General features: G+C 71.2%; 14 protein-coding genes. 8 read left to right on the forward strand and 6 right to left on the reverse strand.

Going from position 1 to position 16,347, the window contains the following annotated elements; genetic code table 11:
• Window positions 1-22 precede the first annotated feature (22 nt).
• Complete coding sequence (locus AB0C27_RS37455) at window positions 23-1,009, forward strand: COX15/CtaA family protein (protein ID WP_357854366.1); 987 nt, start codon at window positions 23-25, stop codon at window positions 1,007-1,009.
• 74 nt (window positions 1,010-1,083) lie between these two features.
• On the opposite strand, the gene AB0C27_RS37460 is transcribed toward AB0C27_RS37455, so the two are convergent.
• From AB0C27_RS37460 to AB0C27_RS37475, 4 genes are all read right to left on the reverse strand, one after another.
• Window positions 1,084-2,271, reverse strand: a complete 1,188-nt coding sequence (locus AB0C27_RS37460) for a PrsW family intramembrane metalloprotease (RefSeq protein ID WP_357854368.1) — start codon at window positions 2,269-2,271, stop codon at window positions 1,084-1,086.
• Window positions 2,258-3,283 (reverse strand): cation diffusion facilitator family transporter, encoded by a 1,026-nt coding sequence (locus AB0C27_RS37465; protein WP_357854370.1) that lies wholly within the window; start codon window positions 3,281-3,283, stop codon window positions 2,258-2,260. Before AB0C27_RS37465 ends, AB0C27_RS37460 begins: the two co-directional genes overlap by 14 nt.
• Complete coding sequence (locus AB0C27_RS37470; protein ID WP_106251496.1) at window positions 3,280-3,663, reverse strand: metalloregulator ArsR/SmtB family transcription factor; 384 nt, start codon at window positions 3,661-3,663, stop codon at window positions 3,280-3,282. The genes AB0C27_RS37465 and AB0C27_RS37470 overlap by 4 nt, the downstream gene beginning before the upstream one ends.
• A gap of 65 nt (window positions 3,664-3,728) precedes the next feature.
• Window positions 3,729-4,673, reverse strand: a complete 945-nt coding sequence (locus AB0C27_RS37475; RefSeq protein ID WP_357854374.1) for a heme o synthase — start codon at window positions 4,671-4,673, stop codon at window positions 3,729-3,731.
• Between the two features lie 417 nt (window positions 4,674-5,090).
• Here AB0C27_RS37475 and tkt point away from each other — a divergent pair, with 417 nt between their 5' ends.
• From tkt to pgl, 6 genes are all read left to right on the forward strand, one after another.
• The gene (tkt, locus tag AB0C27_RS37480; RefSeq protein WP_357854509.1) at window positions 5,091-7,121 is read left to right on the forward strand and encodes a transketolase; all 2,031 of its coding nucleotides are present in this window, start codon (window positions 5,091-5,093) and stop codon (window positions 7,119-7,121) included.
• Between the two features lie 8 nt (window positions 7,122-7,129).
• A complete protein-coding gene (gene tal / locus AB0C27_RS37485) occupies window positions 7,130-8,221 on the forward strand; it encodes a transaldolase (RefSeq protein WP_357854377.1) in 1,092 nt (363 codons plus the stop codon).
• Complete coding sequence (locus AB0C27_RS37490) at window positions 8,221-9,843, forward strand: glucose-6-phosphate isomerase (protein ID WP_357854512.1); 1,623 nt, start codon at window positions 8,221-8,223, stop codon at window positions 9,841-9,843. Before tal ends, AB0C27_RS37490 begins: the two co-directional genes overlap by 1 nt.
• A 73-nt stretch (window positions 9,844-9,916) precedes the next feature.
• Entirely contained in the window at window positions 9,917-11,446 is a 1,530-nt protein-coding gene (gene zwf / locus AB0C27_RS37495) for a glucose-6-phosphate dehydrogenase (RefSeq protein WP_357854515.1), read from the forward strand.
• Between the two features lie 61 nt (window positions 11,447-11,507).
• Window positions 11,508-12,422 (forward strand): glucose-6-phosphate dehydrogenase assembly protein OpcA, encoded by a 915-nt coding sequence (locus tag AB0C27_RS37500; protein ID WP_357854380.1) that lies wholly within the window; start codon window positions 11,508-11,510, stop codon window positions 12,420-12,422.
• Between the two features lie 23 nt (window positions 12,423-12,445).
• The gene (gene pgl / locus AB0C27_RS37505) at window positions 12,446-13,219 is read left to right on the forward strand and encodes a 6-phosphogluconolactonase (protein WP_357854518.1); all 774 of its coding nucleotides are present in this window, start codon (window positions 12,446-12,448) and stop codon (window positions 13,217-13,219) included.
• Between the two features lie 133 nt (window positions 13,220-13,352).
• On the opposite strand, the gene add is transcribed toward pgl, so the two are convergent.
• Window positions 13,353-14,420: an adenosine deaminase gene (gene add / locus AB0C27_RS37510; RefSeq protein ID WP_357854383.1), complete on the reverse strand. Its 1,068-nt coding sequence runs from the start codon at window positions 14,418-14,420 to the stop codon at window positions 13,353-13,355.
• A gap of 99 nt (window positions 14,421-14,519) precedes the next feature.
• On the opposite strand from add, the gene AB0C27_RS37515 reads away from it, so the two are divergent.
• Window positions 14,520-15,308 (forward strand): methyltransferase domain-containing protein, encoded by a 789-nt coding sequence (locus AB0C27_RS37515; protein ID WP_357854386.1) that lies wholly within the window; start codon window positions 14,520-14,522, stop codon window positions 15,306-15,308.
• 99 nt (window positions 15,309-15,407) lie between these two features.
• On the opposite strand, the gene AB0C27_RS37520 is transcribed toward AB0C27_RS37515, so the two are convergent.
• On the reverse strand, window positions 15,408-16,277 hold the full coding sequence (locus AB0C27_RS37520; RefSeq protein ID WP_357854389.1) for an oxidoreductase: 870 nt from the start codon (window positions 16,275-16,277) through the stop codon (window positions 15,408-15,410).
• Window positions 16,278-16,347 lie beyond the last annotated feature (70 nt).

Genomic DNA, 16,347 nt, shown 5'->3' on the forward strand with positions numbered 1-16,347 from the left:
TCCGGCCCCTACCATCGATGACGTGAAGCTACCCACGGACAACCCCAACCTCTTCGTGCGTTTCCTGCTGTCCTTCTGGGCACCCACGACTCGCTCGCTGCGCGGCTGGGCGCTGGCGTCCGTGGTGGTCAACGCGGGGATCACGGTGACCGGGGCGGGCGTGCGCGTCACCGAGTCCGGGCTCGGCTGCCCGACCTGGCCGAGGTGCACGCCCGACAGCTTCGTCCCGGTGGCGCACCCCGAGGTCTCGCCGCTCAACATGGCCGTGGAGTTCGGCAACCGGCTGCTGACGTTCCTGGTGCTGGCCGTCGGCGTCGCGTGCGTGCTGGCCGCGCTGCGGCTGGCCCCGCGCCGGGTCTCGCTGGTGCGCCTGGCCTGGCTGCAGCCGGCCGGCATCGTCGCCCAGGCGCTGTGGGGCGGGCTGGTCGTCAACACGATGCTCAACCCGTTCACCGTCGGCACCCACTACCTGATCTCCAGCGGCCTGATCGCCGTCTGCTGGCTGCTGTACGCGCGCGCGGGCGAGGGCGACGGCCCCGTGCGCCGGGTGACCCACCGCGACATCCGCAGACTCGGCCACGTGCTGCTGGCCGCGACGTTCGCGCTGCTGGTGGCCGGGGTCGTGGTCAGCGGTACGGGGCCGCACTCGGGCGACGAGATGGCCTCGCGCTTCGACCTCGACATCGAGGCCATGGCCCGCTTCCACGCCGATCTGGCCTACCTGGTGGTGGGGCTGACGTTCGCGCTGCTGTTCGCCCTCCACGTGACCAACGCGCCGAGGCCCGCCAGGCGGGCGGCGCTGGCGCTGCTCGGCGTGGAGCTGCTCCAGGGCGTGATCGGCTACACGCAGTGGTTCCTGGCCGTGCCGGCCGCGCTGGTGCTCATGCACGTCCTGGGCTCGACGCTGGTCTGGATCGCCGCGCTCAGGGTGGTCACCTCGCTGCGGGTCCGCGACGGCGAGCCCGCCCCCGTCAGCCCCTCCCCCACCGGGACGCCCGCCGCCGTCTGAGGGGTTGTGCCGGGGTTTGCGGTGGTACGTCCGCCACTCCCCCACCCCATCGGACGCCCGTTTTGCGCAGAAGGTCAGGTCGGTGCGCCGGGCGCGTAGCCGGGCGGAGGTGAGCCCCTGGCCACCGACCTGGTGTGCAGCGGCATGGGGAAGTCGGCCCGCGCCGTGCTCATGCACTCCAGCAGCGCCCGCTGCTCCTCGTGGAAGGTGTGCTCGTCGACCATGTGGCGGGCCGCCCGCTCGTGCAGCAGCCCCAGCTCGGTGGCGGCGAGCTGGTAGTCGCGCATCGCCCGCACGCCGCGCTTGCCGCCGTAGGCGCGGGCCCACTGCCGGGCCTGGCGACGCCGGGAGAAGGCCGACAACATGTGGATGTCGGCCTGGGTGACGAGCCTGGTCGGCTCGTACGGCGGCAGATACCGCTGGATGAGCGCCACGATGCGCCGCCGGTCCCTGAAGATCACGCCGATGAGCACGACCAGGACGACCAGCAGCACCAGATAGGCCACGACGAGCCCGGGGAAGCCGCCGTAGGAGGCCAGGCCGTTCCACAGCCCGTGCAGGATCATCGCCCCCGACCAGCCGGCCAGCACGTAGGTCACCCGCTCGGGGCCGGTGCGCTGGGCCGCGTACGCCACGCCGACCCCGATCATCGAGCTGAACAGCGGATGCGCCAGCGGCGACAGGATGCCGCGCAGCACCACCGTGACGGCCAGCCCCTTGACGCCCGAGGTGGACAGCGCGCCGAGGTAGTAGCTGACGTTCTCGCTCATGGCGAAGCCGAGGCCGACCATGCTGGCGTAGATGACGCCGTCGGTCGGCCCGTCCAGCTCGGCCCGGCGGAACCTGAGCAGGCCCAGCAGCACCAGGCCCTTCATCGTCTCCTCCACCACGGGCGCGCCGAACGTGGCCGCGATGTTGCGCGCGCTGGCCTCCGACAGCTTGGCGGTGTCGATGATGTAGTGCAGGTTGAGCGAGTTGATCACGCCGGCGACCAGCACCGCGACGCCCGCGCCCCACGCGAAGGCGAAGATCAGGTTGCTGCGCGGCTCCGGCTCCATCCGATCCAGCGCCAGCACCGCCGCGAGCAGCAGCGGCACCGGGGCCAGGGCCAGGGCCAGCGCGATGAAGAACTGCACCGGAGCGCCGTTGAAGACGTCGAAGGAGAACGAGACCAGAGCGCAGATGCCGGTGAGGACCAGCCCGATGATCAACGCGAACGACGGGCGGTCCTTCAACACCCAGCGTGGATCACGGGTCGCCATACGGTGACCTTAACGGATCAGAGTGCCGGGGTCCGTGCGGGTCCTCGCAGTGCCGATCAAGACCCGGAATACCGTGGTCGACCTGGAGTGTCGTGTGCCCGATCGCGAACCTCCGGCTCAGCAGGTCCGCCAGCCGGGAGCGCACCCGGTGGCAGTCGGAGCCCCTGGCCACGATCACGTGCGCCGACAGGGTCGGATAGCCACTCGTCACCGTCCAGACATGGAGATCGTGGATCTCCTCCACGTCCGCCTCCGCGGCCAGCACGCGGCCGATCTCGTCGGGGTCGAGGTCGCTGGGCGCGGCCTGGAGCAGCACCCGGCCCGAGTCGCGCAGCAGCCCCCAGCCGGCCTTGAGCATGAGCGCGGCCACGACCAGGGCGGCGATCGTGTCGGCCTGGCGGAAGCCGGTCAGCCAGACCACGAGGCCGGACACGGCGGTGGCGATGAACGCGTACATGTCGTTGAGCACGTGCTGGAAGGCGCCCTCGACGTTGAGGCTGCGCCGGTTCGCCCTGGACAGCAGCCAGGCGGCCAGCGCGTTGACGGCGATGCCCGCCACCGCGGTGACGACCACGATCGGGCCGTCCACCGCGGGCGGCTCCAGCAGCCTGCGTACGCCCTCGTAGACGAAGTACGCCACCAGCAACAGCAGCGTCACCCCGTTGATCTGCGCGGAGAGGATCTCGGCCCGCTTGTAGCCGAAGGTGTAGGCGCCCTTGGCCGGCCTGGCGGCGATGCGCATGGCGATCAGCGCCAGCGCGATGGCGCTGGCGTCGGTGAGCATGTGGGCGGCGTCGGAGATCAGCGCGATCGAGTTGGCGGCCACACCGGCGATCACCTCGACCGCCATGTAGCCGAGGATCAGCGCCAGCGCGCCGACGAGATAACGCCGGTCGGCGTCCGCGCTCAGCGCGTGCCCGTGACCGTGACCGTGACCGTGACCGTGACCGTGCCCGTGACCGTGCCCGTGACCGTGCCTATGACTGGGCCCGTGCTCGTGGTCGCCGCTCATCCGGTCTCCTTCAGATGCTCCCTGCTCAGGTCGAGGAGCATGCGGACGTGAGCGTCCGCCAACCGGTAGTAGATCATGCGCCCGGCCCTGCGGCTGGCCACGATGCCGGCTGTTCGCAGCAGGCGCAGCGCGTGGGAGACGGCGGTGTCGGTCACCTCGACCGCGTCGGCCAGGTCGCACACGCACAGCTCCCCCGCCTCCAGCAGCGCGTAGAGCAGCCGGGCCCGCGTGGGGTCGCCGAGCAGGCGGAACAGCTCGGCCAGCCGGGTGGCCTCGTCAGGCGTCACGAGCCGGTCGCGGGTGGCCGCGACCCTGGCCGCGTCCGGCTCCGGCACCACGCATCCGTCCAGCGCCGCCACAACACCTGAAGAGCTATTCATATGTGCATGATACGAAAGAGGAAAAGCCCGGCGCAACGGCCGGGCGGTGGGCGGGAGCAAGCCGTTCAGGCCAGCAGCGGATCGATCGCCACGGCCAGGAACAGCAGCGCCAGATAGGCGTTGGACCAGTGGAAGAAGCGCATCGGCCGCAGGTCGACGCCCGTCTTGCCGGCGTTGAGCCGGGCGAGCAGGCGGTGCACCTCCCACAGGCACATCGCGCCCAGCACGGCCGCCACGATCGCGTAGAACGGCGTGGTGCCCGCCACCGGCCACAGCGCCAGCGAGCACAGCACGGTGGCCCAGGTGTAGGCGATGGACTCCAGCACGACCCGCCGCTCGGTGGCCACCACCGGCAGCATCGGCACCTTGGCCGCCGCGTAGTCCTCCTTGTAACGCATGGCCAGCGTCCACGTGTGCGGCGGCGTCCAGAAGAACACCACCCCGAACAGCACCAGCGGCGCCCAGTCGAGCCGCTCGGTGATGCCGGCCCAGCCGATCATCACCGGCATGCAGCCCGCGATGCCGCCCCACACGATGTTCTGGGCCGTGCGCCGCTTGAGGATCATCGAGTAGACCAGCACGTAGAACAGGATCGCCGCGAGCGACAGCACCGCGGCCAGCCAGTTGGTGGTCAGCCACAGGCCCAGCGTGGACAGCACGCCCAGCACGATGCCGAAGATCAGCGCGCCGCGGGGCGAGACCTGGTGCCTGGCCAGCGGCCTGCGGCGGGTGCGGCGCATCTTCTGGTCGATGTCGCGGTCCACGTAGCAGTTGAGCGCGTTGGCGCTGCCCGCCGACAGGGTGCCGAACACCATGACCGCGATCGAGGTCCACAGCGGCGGCAGGCCGCCGGCGGCGAGGAACATCACCGGCAGCGTCGTGATCAGCAGCAACTCGATGATCCGCGGCTTGGTGAGCGCGATATAGGCCTTGATGGTCATGCCTATCGAGCGCGGCGCCTCCACCTGCGGTGAGGGGGCCGTCGCGTGCCTGTTGGTCAGCACCGTCAAGGCGCTTCCAGCCTGTGCGGAGTCAACGCGTAACCTCTGATAAGAGCGGATCCATGGGCGGGCGCCGTGACGCCCCTGCGAACAACCAAACTGTAGTCGCAGGGTCGGCCGGTCCGGCCAATGGGGGGCTTGCGCCGTCCCGGCCGGACGAACCCGACGGAGTCCGGGCCTACATGGACACGCGCGGGTGGAATGGGAATCGATCGCCATCTCCACTCGGTTAGGGTCCCGTGTAGGCGCGGGCCGCACAACCTGCGGCGGGCCGCCGAAGGCGGTCGGCCGCGGGGCGGGACAGCCGACCGGCACCACCACGACAACTAGATTCCGGAGATCGAGCACTTGAGCACCGAACTCGTGCCAGCCCTTGAATGGACCGACCTGGACAAGCAGGCGGTCGACGTCGTTCGAGCCCTGGCGATGGACGCAGTGGAGAAGGCGGGCTCGGGTCACCCCGGCACCGCCATGAGCCTGGCCCCCGCCGCATACCTGCTGTTCCAGCGTGTCATGCGCCACGACCCGACCGATCCGAACTGGCTCGGGCGCGACCGTTTCGTCCTGTCGTGCGGCCATTCGAGCCTGACGCTCTACATCCAGCTCTACCTTTCCGGCTACGGGCTGACGCTCGACGACCTGCGGCGGCTGCGCCAGTGGGACAGCCTGACGCCCGGCCACCCCGAGCACGGCCACACGGCCGGCGTGGAGACGACGACGGGCCCGCTGGGCCAGGGCCTGGGCAACGCGGTCGGCATGGCGATGGCCGCCCGCCGCGAGCGCGGCCTGTTCGACCCCGAGGCCGCGCAGGGCGCCTCGCCGTTCGACCACCACATCTGGTGCTTCGTCAGCGACGGCGACATCGAGGAGGGCATCAGCCACGAGGCCAGCGCGCTCGCCGGCCACCAGAAGCTGGGCAACCTCATCGTCGTCTGGGACGACAACCACATCTCCATCGAGGACGACACGCAGATCGCCAAGTCCGAGGACGTGGTCGCGCGCTACCAGGCCTACGGCTGGCACACCGAGAGCGTCGACTGGACCGCGACCGGCGACTACGCCGAGGACGTCCCGGCCCTGTACGAAGCCCTCCAGAAGGCCAAGGCCGAGACCGACCGCCCGTCGTTCATCCGGCTGCGCACGATCATCGGCTGGCCCGCGCCCAACAAGCAGAACACCGGCAAGATCCACGGGTCCGCCCTGGGCGAGTCCGAGGTCGCCGCCACCAAGCAGGTGCTGGGCATGGACCCGGCCAAGACGTTCGACGTGCCGGCCGGGGTGCTCGACCACGCCCGCGGCATCGCCCAGCGCGGCCGCGCCGAGCACGCCGAGTGGGAGAAGTCCTACGCCGAGTGGCGCCTGGCCAACCCCGAGCGCGCCGCCGAGCTCGACCGCATCTCCCACCGGGAGCTGCCGGCCGGCTGGGCCACCGCGCTGCCCTCGTTCGAGAAGGGCTCCTCGGTCGCCACCCGCAAGGCCTCCGGCGAGGTGCTCAACGCGCTGGCGCCGGTGCTGCCCGAGCTGTGGGGCGGCTCGGCCGACCTGGCCGAGTCCAACAACACCACGATGAAGGGCGAGCCGTCCTTCATCCCCGAGGAGTTCCAGACCAAGGCGTTCCCCGGCAACCGCTACGGCCGCACGCTGCACTTCGGCATCCGCGAGCACGCCATGGGCGCCATTCTCAACGGCATCGCGCTGCACGGCGGCACCCGCCCCTACGGCGGCACGTTCCTGGTCTTCTCCGACTACATGCGTCCCTCGGTGCGCCTGGCCGCGCTGATGAAGCTGCCGGTCACGTACGTGTGGACGCACGACTCCATCGGCCTGGGCGAGGACGGCCCGACCCACCAGCCGATCGAGCACCTGTGGGCGCTGCGCGCGATCCCCGGCCTCGACGTGGTGCGCCCGGCCGACGCCAACGAGACCGCGTACGCGTGGAAGGCCGTGCTGGAGCACACCGACCGGCCCGCCGCGCTGGCGCTCACCCGGCAGAACCTGCCGGTCTACGAGGGCACGAGCGCCGACGGCGTGGCCCGCGGCGGCTACGTGCTGCGCGAGGCGTCCAACGGCCAGCCGAGGGTCATCCTCATCGCCACCGGCAGCGAGGTGGAGATCGCGGTCAACGGCCGCGAGATCCTGGAGGCGCAGGGCATCCCCACGCGAGTGGTCTCGATGCCGTGTGTGGAGTGGTTCAACGGGCAGGATTCCGCATACAGGCAGACGGTTCTGCCCTCGTCGATCCGGGCTCGCGTGGCGGTCGAGGCGGGCATCGCGCTCGGCTGGCACGCCTACGTCGGCGAGTGCGGCGAAGTGGTCAGTCTCGAACACTTCGGTGCCTCCGCCCCGTACAGAACTTTGTACGAGCAGTTCGGACTGACGGCGGAGCGCGTGGCGGCCGCGGCCAAGGCGAGCCTGGCCAAGCTGGGTCAGGACAAGGGCGAGACGACGGGAAACTGAGAAAGATCATGAGCGAGAACCTCAACAAGCTGTCCGGCCAGGGCGTTGCCATCTGGCTCGACGACATCAGCCGCGAGCGCCTGCGCACGGGCAACCTCGACCAGCTGATCAAGGAGAAGAACGTCGTCGGGGTGACCTCCAACCCGACGATCTTCGCCAACGCGCTGAGCAAGGGCGACGCCTACGACAGCCAGCTGCACGACCTGGCCGTACGCGGCGTCGACGTGGGCGAGGCCGTGCGCGCCATCACCACCTACGACATCCGCTGGGCCGCCGACGTGCTGCGCCCGGTCTACGACGCCAGCGGCGGCGTGGACGGCCGCGTGTCGCTGGAGGTGGACCCGCGCCTGGCCCGCGAGAGCGAGAAGACGATCGCCGAGGCCCGCGCGCTGTGGTGGCTGGTCGACCGGCCCAACCTGCTGATCAAGATCCCGGCCACGGTGGAGGGGCTGCCCGCGATCACGCAGGCGATCTCCGAGGGCATCAGCGTCAACGTCACGCTGATCTTCTCCCTTGAGCGCTACCGCGCCGTCATGGACGCCTGGCTGACGGGGTTGGAGGCGGCCCAGGCCAAGGGTCTCGACCTGAGCTCGATCGAGTCGGTGGCCTCCTTCTTCGTCAGCCGCGTCGACACCGAGATCGACAAGCGGCTCGACCAGCTCGGCAAGCCCGAGCTCAAGGGCAAGGCGGGCGTGGCCAACGCGCGCCTGGCGTACGCGGCGTTCGAGGACGTCGTCAACTCCGAGCGCTGGCAGCGCCTGCGCGCCGCCGGCGCGCGCCCGCAGCGGCCGCTGTGGGCCTCGACCGGGGTCAAGAACCCCGAATACTCCGACACCCTCTACGTCGACCAGCTCGTCGCGCCCGGCACCGTCAACACGATGCCGGAGAAGACGCTCGACGCCACGGCTGACCACGCCAACATCACCGGCGACACCGTGCGCCCCTTCTACGAGCAGGCCTGGAACACCATGGCCGCGCTCAAGGACGCCGGCGTCGACTACGACGACGTGGTGAAGGTCCTGGAGGACGAGGGCGTGGAGAAGTTCGAGGCGTCCTGGAACGAGCTGCTCGAGAGCGTCACCAAGAACCTGGTTCCGTGATGGAGGTCTCTTACCGCGAGGAGGGGGTGGCCTCGGCCGCCTCCTCCGTCGCGGGGCGCCTCGTCGCCGACGGCGTGCCCGCGCGGCTCGCCGCCGGCGACCCCACGCTGTGGGGTGAGGACGCCGAGGCGGAGGCGGCGGTCAGGCTCGGCTGGCTGACCCTGCCCCGCTCCTCCCGCGAGCTGCTGCCCGTCCTGGGCGAGCTCGCGGGCCGGACCCGCGCCGCGGGCCTGACGAACGTGGTCCTGGCCGGGATGGGCGGCTCCTCGCTGGCGGCGCAGGTCATCTGCGACACCGCCGACGTGCCGCTCACGGTGCTCGACACGAGCGATCCCGGGCAGGTCCGCCGGGCCCTGGCCGAGGGGCTGGAGTCCACGGTCCTGGTGGTGGCGAGCAAGAGCGGCTCGACCGTGGAGACCGACTGCCTGCTGCGGATCTACGAGGGGCTCTTCACCGAGGCGGGCCTCGCGCCCGCGGGCCGCGTCGTGGTCGTCACCGACCCGGGCTCGCCGCTGGAGCGGCGGGCCGTGGAGTCCGGCTACGACCTGGTGCTCGGCCCTCCCGGCGTGGGGGGCCGTTATTCGGCGCTGTCGGCGTTCGGGCTGGTGCCCGCCGCGCTGGCGGGCGCCGACGTCGAGCGGCTGCTCGACGACGCGGAAGAGGTGCTGGCGCTGCTGTCGCTCGACAGCGGCAATCCCGGCCTCGACCTGGGCGCCGCGCTCGCCGGCGCGGCCCTGGCCGGGCGCGACAAGCTGCTGCTCGAAGACCAGCTCTCGGCCATCACCGGGCTGCCCGACTGGATCGAGCAGCTCGTCGCCGAGTCCACCGGCAAGCAGGGCAGGGGGATCCTGCCTGTCGTGGCCGCCGACCCTTCGGGGACGGCTGACGAGCTGGTCGTGGCGATCGAGTCCGACGTCGGCGACGTCCGCGTCGACGGGCCGCTCGGCGCGCAGTTCCTCGTCTGGGAGTACGCCACCGCCATCGCCGGGACCGTGCTCGGCATCGACCCCTTCGACCAGCCGAACGTGGCCGAGTCGAAGGCGAACACCGCCGCTCTGCTTGACCTGCCCGACCTGCCCGACCTGCCCGCCGGCGCGCCCGCGTTCGTGGACGGCCCGGTCGAGGCGTACGGGCCGACGACGGCCAAGGACCTGCCCCACCTGTTCTCCGAGTTGCTCGACGCCGTTCCCGGCGACGGCTACCTGGCGATCACCGCCTTCCTCGACCGGCTGGCGGCCTTCGACACGCCGGTGCCCGACGGGGCCGACTTCGAGCAGATGACCGACGCCTGGATGATGGCCGACCCTGCCACGCTGCGGGCGCTGCTCGCGCTGCGCACCGACCGGCCGGTCACGTTCGGGTGGGGGCCGCGATATCTGCATTCGACGGGGCAATATCACAAGGGTGGCCCGCAGAACGGGGTGTTCCTGCAGATCACCGGGGCGGTGACCGACGACGTCGCCGTGCCGGGCAGACCGTACACGCTGGGCCGGCTCCAGCTCGCGCAGGCGCTCGGCGACCTGGGGGCGCTGGAGACCCGCGGGCGCCCGGCCGTACGCCTGCATTTGACCGACCGCGCGGCCGGAGTCGCGCGTTTGCTCGCAGCCGCACAGGAGGCTTGAGATGACAGACCCGGCAGCACCCGCGGAGGAGGCCGCCACCGTGGCGGCCGCCGTCGCGGGCACCGCCACCACCATGGAGGTGGCAGCCGCCAACCCGCTGCGCGATCCGCGCGACAAGCGGCTGCCCCGGGTGGCGGGACCATGTGTGATGGTGTTGTTCGGCGTGACGGGGGACCTGGCCAAGCGCAAGCTGCTGCCGGCGATCTACGACCTGGGCAACCGGGGGCTGCTGCCGCCCGGATTCTCCCTGGTCGGGTTCGCCCGGCGGGATTGGAAGGACCAGGACTTCGCCCAGTTGACGCACGACGCCGTCAAGGCCCACGCCAGGACGCCCTTCCGCGAGGAGGTATGGAAGCAGCTGCGTGAGGGCATCCACTTCGTTCCTGGCGAGTTCTCGGACGACGGGGCCTTCGACGCGCTGGCCATGGCCTTGGCCGAGATCGACGAGACCAGGGGCACGGGCGGAAACTACGCTTTCTACCTGTCCGTGCCGCCGAAGTTCTTCCCGACGGTGGTGGAGCAGCTCAAGCGGACCGGATTGTCCGACGCGCCCGACGGCTCGTGGCGGCGGGTGGTCATCGAGAAGCCGTTCGGCCACGACCTGCAGTCGGCCCACGAGCTGAACGAGATCACCACCTCGGCCTTCCCGGAGAGCTCGATCTTCAGGATCGACCACTACCTGGGCAAGGAGACCGTCCAGAACATCATGGCGCTGAGGTTCGCCAACAACCTCTACGAGCCCATCTGGAACCGCAGCTTCGTCGACCACGTGCAGATCACGATGGCCGAGGACATCGGCATCGGCGGCCGGGCCGGCTACTACGACGGCATCGGCGCCGCCCGCGACGTGATCCAGAACCACCTGCTCCAGCTGCTCGCCCTCGTCGCCATGGAGGACCCGACCTCCTTCGACGCCTCGGCGCTGCGGCGGGAGAAGGAGAAGGTGCTCAAGGCCGTGCGCCTGCCGGCCAACCTGGCGCTCAACACGGCCCGCGGCCAGTACTCCGCCGGCTGGCAGGGCGGCGAGAAGGTGGTCGGCTACCTCCAGGAGGACGGCATCTCGGCCGAGTCCACGACCGAGACCTACGCCGCCATCAAGCTGGAGATCGCCAACCGGCGCTGGGCCGGGGTGCCCTTCTACCTGCGCACGGGCAAGCGCCTGGGCCGCCGGGTGACAGAGGTGGCCGTGGTGTTCCAGCGGGCCCCGCACCTGCCCTTCAGCGCCGACGACACCGAGATCCTGGGCCAGAACGCCCTGGTCATCCGGGTGCAGCCGGACGAGGGCATCACGGTGCGCTTCGGCTCGAAGGTGCCGGGCACGCAGATGGAGGTCCGCGACGTCTCCATGGACTTCGCCTACGGGGAGTCGTTCCTGGAGTCGTCGCCGGAGGCGTACGAGCGGCTGCTGCTCGACGTGATGATCGGCGACCCGCCGCTCTTCCCGCACCAGCGGGAGGTGGAGCTGTCGTGGAAGATCCTCGACCCGATCGAGGAGTTCTGGACCACGCAGGGCCAGCCCGAGGGCTACGAGTCAGGATCGTGGGGGCCCGAGTCGGCCGACGCGATGATGGCCCGCGACGGCCGGGTGTGGAGGAGGCTCTAGTGAGCGAGCGAACCATCAGACGCAGCACCACCGTGGTCACGAGACCGACGAAGGAGGGCTCATGACCACGTTCATGCTGACGGACACGACGGCGGGCAAGATCGCCGCCCAGTTCATGCACCTGCGGCACCAGATGGGCGCGCCGGCCATCGGCATGGTGCTGACGCTCGTCGTGATCAGCGAGGAGCGCCACCAGTACGACGCGCTGCGCGCGGCCACCGAGGCGGCCCGCGAGCACCCGTCGCGCATCATCGTCGTGATCAAGCGCGAGGAGGACGAGCCCATCAGGCTCGACGCCGAGCTGCGGATCGGCGAGAACACGCCCGGCGAGGTCGTCGTGCTGCGCCTGTACGGCGAGCTGACCGAGCACGCCGACTCCGTGGTCAGCCCGCTGCTGCTGCCCGACACCCCGGTGGTGGCGTGGTGGCCGGGCGCGGCTCCCGACGTGCCCTCCAAGGACGCGATCGGGGCGCTGGCGCAGCGCCGCATCACCGACGCCAAGGGCTTCGACGACGGCGGCGTCAAGTCGCTGGTGATCAGGGCCAAGGGGTACGCCCGCGGCGACACCGACCTGGCCTGGGCCCGGCTGACGCCGTGGCGCAGCCTGCTGGCGGCCGCGTTCGACCAGCCGGTGGGCAAGGTGCGCAAGGGCGTCGTGGAGGCCGCTCCCGGGCATCCGAGCGCGCCGCTGCTGGCCGCCTGGCTGTCGGAGCGGCTGGGCGTGAGCATGAAGGTCGCCGAGTCCGCCGGCCCCGGCCTGACCGCCGTACGCCTGCAGCTGGGCGACGGCGAGCTCGCCGTGGTCAGGACCGACGCCCGGCTGGCTAAGCTGTCGCGCCCCGGCCAGCCCGACCGCAACGTGGCCCTGGCCAGGCGGCAGACCTCGGAGCTGATGGCCGAGGAGCTGCGCAGGCTGGACACCGACGAGATCTACGAGACCGCCGTCAAGCGGTTCGCTAGGACGTACAAGGGATGACGACAGTTCAAGGGATGGCGACCGTGAGCGTTCCCGGCATCGTCGTGCACCGCGACGCGGACGTCCTGGCCAAGGCCGTGGCGGCGCGGATCATCACCCGCCTGGTCGACGTGCAGTCGGCCAAGGGGTCGGCCTCGATCGTCCTGACGGGCGGCACGGTCGGCACGGCCACGCTGGCCGCCATCGCCGCCACCCCGGCCAGGGACGCCGTCGACTGGCGGCGCCTGGACGTGTGGTGGGGCGACGAGCGGTTCGTCCCCTCGGGCGACAAGGAGCGCAACGAGACCGGAGCTCGCGAGGCGCTGCTCGACCACGTGGACGTGGACCCCGAGCGGGTCCACGTCATGCGCGGCCCCGACTCGGGCATGACGGCCGAGGAGTCCGCCGACGCCTATGCCGCCGAGCTGCGCAGGGCCGCCAGGCCCGAGGATCACGGGCCGGTCCCGAACTTCGACGTGATGCTGCTCGGCATGGGCCCCGACGCGCACGTGGCCTCGCTGTTCCCCGGCCTGCCCGCGCTCTACGACACGCGCCCGGTGGTGGCGGTGCACGGCTCGCCGAAGCCGCCGCCCACGCGCATCTCGCTGACGCTGCCCGCCATCCAGGCCTCGCGTGAGGTGTGGGTGGTGGCGGCCGGTGAGGAGAAGTCGGGCGCGGTACGGCTGGCCCTGTCGAAGTCCGGGCCCGTCCAGGTGCCCGCGGCTGGGGCCAGGGGGCGGGGGCGGACGCTGTTCCTGCTGGACCGGGCGGCGGCCGGCAAGATCCCGCCGGGCCTGGGCCGCATCGCCTCCCCGTAACGCCTGCGGGCCCGTCACAGGCGTGACCCTCGCCGATCGGCCGGGGTCACGCCTGTGGCGGTTCACGCCGGCCTGCTCACCCTCTGGGGTGGGTTCCCGCCGGCCTGCTCGCGCTCGTTTCCCCGGCCGGTCTCTACGCGCCCGGCCCCTGGGCCGGTCCCTGCGCGCCCGGCGTCTGTGCGGCCTCCTGGCCGGTCAGCGTGTCGATCTCCTCGATGAGCTGCCGCTTGCGCTCCTCGCTCAGGTACGACGCCCGCACCCCGTTCCGCGCGAACTCCGCCAACCGCTCCTTCCCGAACCCGAACGCCCGCGCCACCGCCCGGTACTCCGCGGCCGTCGTCGTGGCGAACATCGGCGGGTCGTCGCTGTTGAGCGTGACGAACAGCCCCTCCTCCAGCAGCCGGGGCAGCGGGTGGTCCTCGATCCCGGCGACCTGGCCCGTGCACACGTTGGAGGTCGGGCACACGTCCAGCGGCAGCTGCGTCTCGCGCAGGTACGCCACCAGGCGGGGATCGGACAGGCAGTTGATGCCGTGGCCGATGCGCTCGGCGCCGTAGCCGTCGATGACCTCCCAGATCGTCTCGGGGCCGCTCATCTCCCCGCCGTGGGGCACGCTGTGCAGGCCCGCCGCGCGGGCGGCCGAGAACGCCGACCGGTAGGCGTCGCGGTGTTTGGGGCGTTCCTGCTCGATCCCACCGATGCCGAAACCTACCAACGCGGCGGGAGGTTCTCGAAGGGCGTGCTCCAGGGTCACCTTCGCGGCCTCCTCGCCGTACTCGCCGGGGATGTCGAAGATGTAGGCCATCTCGACCCCGTACTCGCTGAGCGAACGGCTGGAGGCCACGTCCAGCGCCTCGGTGACGGCCCGCATGGGCAGGCCGACCATGTGGTGCGCGTACGGGGTGACCTGCAACTCGGCGTACCTGACCCCTTGCGGGACGAGGTCGCGGGCCAGGCCGAGGACGAGGGTGGCCACGTCCTCCGGCTCGCGTATCAGGGAGTTGACGGCCCCGTAGACCTGGGCGAAGTGGGGGAAGTCGGTGAAGGTGTAGAAGCGGCGCAGCTCCTCCTCCGAGGTGGGCACCTCGATGCCGGGATGGCGGCGCGACAGCTCCAGCACGGTGGGCACCGAGGCCGAGCCCACCAGGTGCACGTGCAGTTCGACCTTGGGCAGGGCGTCGATGAAGGCGTCAAGGGTCATGCCGACGACCATAGATGCGGGGTTTCCCGGAAATACAGGCTTCGCCGCTAAATCTCACAGTCATTTGTCAGATTCTTTGGCCGAGCTAGGCTGGGGCGCGTGACCGATGCCGAAGCCTACGACCGCGGCTTCGCCCGCCTCACAGCCCACACCGCCGGTCTCCTCGTCGCCTCCGTGGCTTGCGACCGTGCCGTGCGCTTGCTCGACGAGGACCGCGTGGCGGGGGGCCGCGCCCTGCGCCTGCTCGACGTGGGCTGTGGCACCGGGGTGGTGACGGCGGCGGCGCTGGCGGCGGGGGCCGAGGTGACGGCCGTGGACGTCGATCCGGGCATGGTGGCGCTGACCGCCCGCCGTAATCCGTCCGCGACGGTCCGGCCGGCGGCGCTGCCCGAGTTGCCGTTCGATGACGAGCAATTTGACGTAATAGCCGGAAATTTCATCATCAATCACGTTCCCGACGCCGCCGCGGCACTGACCGAGCTGCACCGTGTGCTGCGGCCGGGCGGCACGATCGGCCTGACCTGGTGGAAGGCCGACGAGATGACGGCCACCGGCGTGATCGCCGACGCCATCGCCGCCGCCGGGGTCCCCTACGAACCGCCGGTCCGCTCGTTCACCGCGCACGACACACCCGAGCGCTTCGCCGCGCTGCTGGCGCGGGCCGGGTTCAGCCGGATCTCCGTGGAGGACGTCAGATGGCGGCACCGGGTCGACCTCGCCGCATGGTGGGCCGACATCGTGCGGGCGGGTGGTCCCCGGTTCGCGGTCATCGGCCGGCAGCCGCCGGAGGTGGTCGAGCGGGTCAGGGCCTGCTATCTGCGGCTGGCGGCGCCGTACGAGCGGGAGGGGTTTCCCATCTGCGCCCACCTCGCCCGCGCACGCCGCTGAGTCGCCACCGGACGACCCCCGGCAGACGAGTCTCCGCCGAACTTCCCAGTAGCCGAGTCGCCGCCAGACGTCCCCAGACACCGACGCGAGCCCGTCCTTTCAGCGGCCGGCCAGCGCCTCGAACCGCACACCCGTCAGCTCGGCCGAGACCTCCCACAGGCGCGCGGCCAGTTCCTCCGAGCGGGCCCGCTCCGACGGGACGAGCAGCTTGGCCTTGGGGCCGAAGTACTCGCCGCCGCGCACGTCGGGCGAGGTGGCCGCGTACAGCGAGGGGACGGCGCCCGCCGCGGCCGGCTTCAGCACCAGCCCCACCAGCGGCTGCAACAGCCCCAGCTTGACGATCCGGGTGGCCGTCACGCCGGGATGGGTCGCCGTGCTGAGCAGATCGACCCCCGCCTTGTCGGCCCGCCGCTGCAGTTCCAGCGCGAACAGCACGTTGGCGAGCTTGGAGCGCCCGTACGCGGACATGCGGCCGTAGCGGCGCTCCAGGCCCAGATCGTCGAAGTCGATCCGGCCCGCGTTGTGCGCGTCGCTGGTCACGGTCACGACCCGGGCGCCTGGAGCGGCGATCAGCAGCGGCAGCAGCAGCCCGGTGAGCGCGAAGTGCCCCAGGTGGTTGGTGCCGAACTGCATCTCGAAGCCGTCCCTGGTCGTGCTCCTGGGGATCATGGCGATGCCGGCGTTGTTGATCAGCAGGTCGAGCTTGCGCACACCCGCGGCGAAGCCCCTGACCGAGGAGAGATCGGCGAGGTCGAGCCGCCCGTACTCGACCTGGGCCCCGGGCACCTCCCGCAGGATCCGCGCGACCGCCTCCTCGCCCCTGCCCTGGTCGCGCGCCGCCACGATGACGTGGGCGCCGTGCCTGGCCAGCTCCAGCGCGGTGGGGTACCCGATGCCGCTGTTGGCGCCGGTCACGACGGCCGACTTGCCGCTCAGGTCGGGCATGGAGGCTGGGGTCCAGGCGGTCATCGGCGCTCCAGGGGTGCGGAACCGTTGCGTAGATCACAGACTAAACGTTCCGGACGTTTCCTAGATCACC

The organism is Nonomuraea sp. NPDC048882 (assembly GCF_040649755.1).
Taxonomy (GTDB): Bacteria; Actinomycetota; Actinomycetes; order Streptosporangiales; family Streptosporangiaceae; genus Nonomuraea; species Nonomuraea maheshkhaliensis.

Bases quoted from the DNA above. Each gene is read 5' to 3' on its own strand.
- AB0C27_RS37460 (WP_357854368.1), bottom strand. From the start codon at position 2,271: ATGGCGACCCGTGATCCACGCTGGGTGTTGAAGGACCGCCCGTCGTTC.
- AB0C27_RS37465 (WP_357854370.1), bottom strand. From the start codon at position 3,283: ATGAGCGGCGACCACGAGCACGGGCCCAGTCATAGGCACGGTCACGGG.
- AB0C27_RS37470 (WP_106251496.1), bottom strand. From the start codon at position 3,663: ATGAATAGCTCTTCAGGTGTTGTGGCGGCGCTGGACGGATGCGTGGTG.
- tkt (WP_357854509.1), top strand. From the start codon at position 5,091: ATGGACGCAGTGGAGAAGGCGGGCTCGGGTCACCCCGGCACCGCCATG.
- tal (WP_357854377.1), top strand. From the start codon at position 7,130: ATGAGCGAGAACCTCAACAAGCTGTCCGGCCAGGGCGTTGCCATCTGG.
- AB0C27_RS37490 (WP_357854512.1), top strand. From the start codon at position 8,221: ATGGAGGTCTCTTACCGCGAGGAGGGGGTGGCCTCGGCCGCCTCCTCC.
- zwf (WP_357854515.1), top strand. From the start codon at position 9,917: ATGGAGGTGGCAGCCGCCAACCCGCTGCGCGATCCGCGCGACAAGCGG.
- AB0C27_RS37500 (WP_357854380.1), top strand. From the start codon at position 11,508: ATGACCACGTTCATGCTGACGGACACGACGGCGGGCAAGATCGCCGCC.
- add (WP_357854383.1), bottom strand. From the start codon at position 14,420: ATGACCCTTGACGCCTTCATCGACGCCCTGCCCAAGGTCGAACTGCAC.
- AB0C27_RS37520 (WP_357854389.1), bottom strand. From the start codon at position 16,277: ATGACCGCCTGGACCCCAGCCTCCATGCCCGACCTGAGCGGCAAGTCG.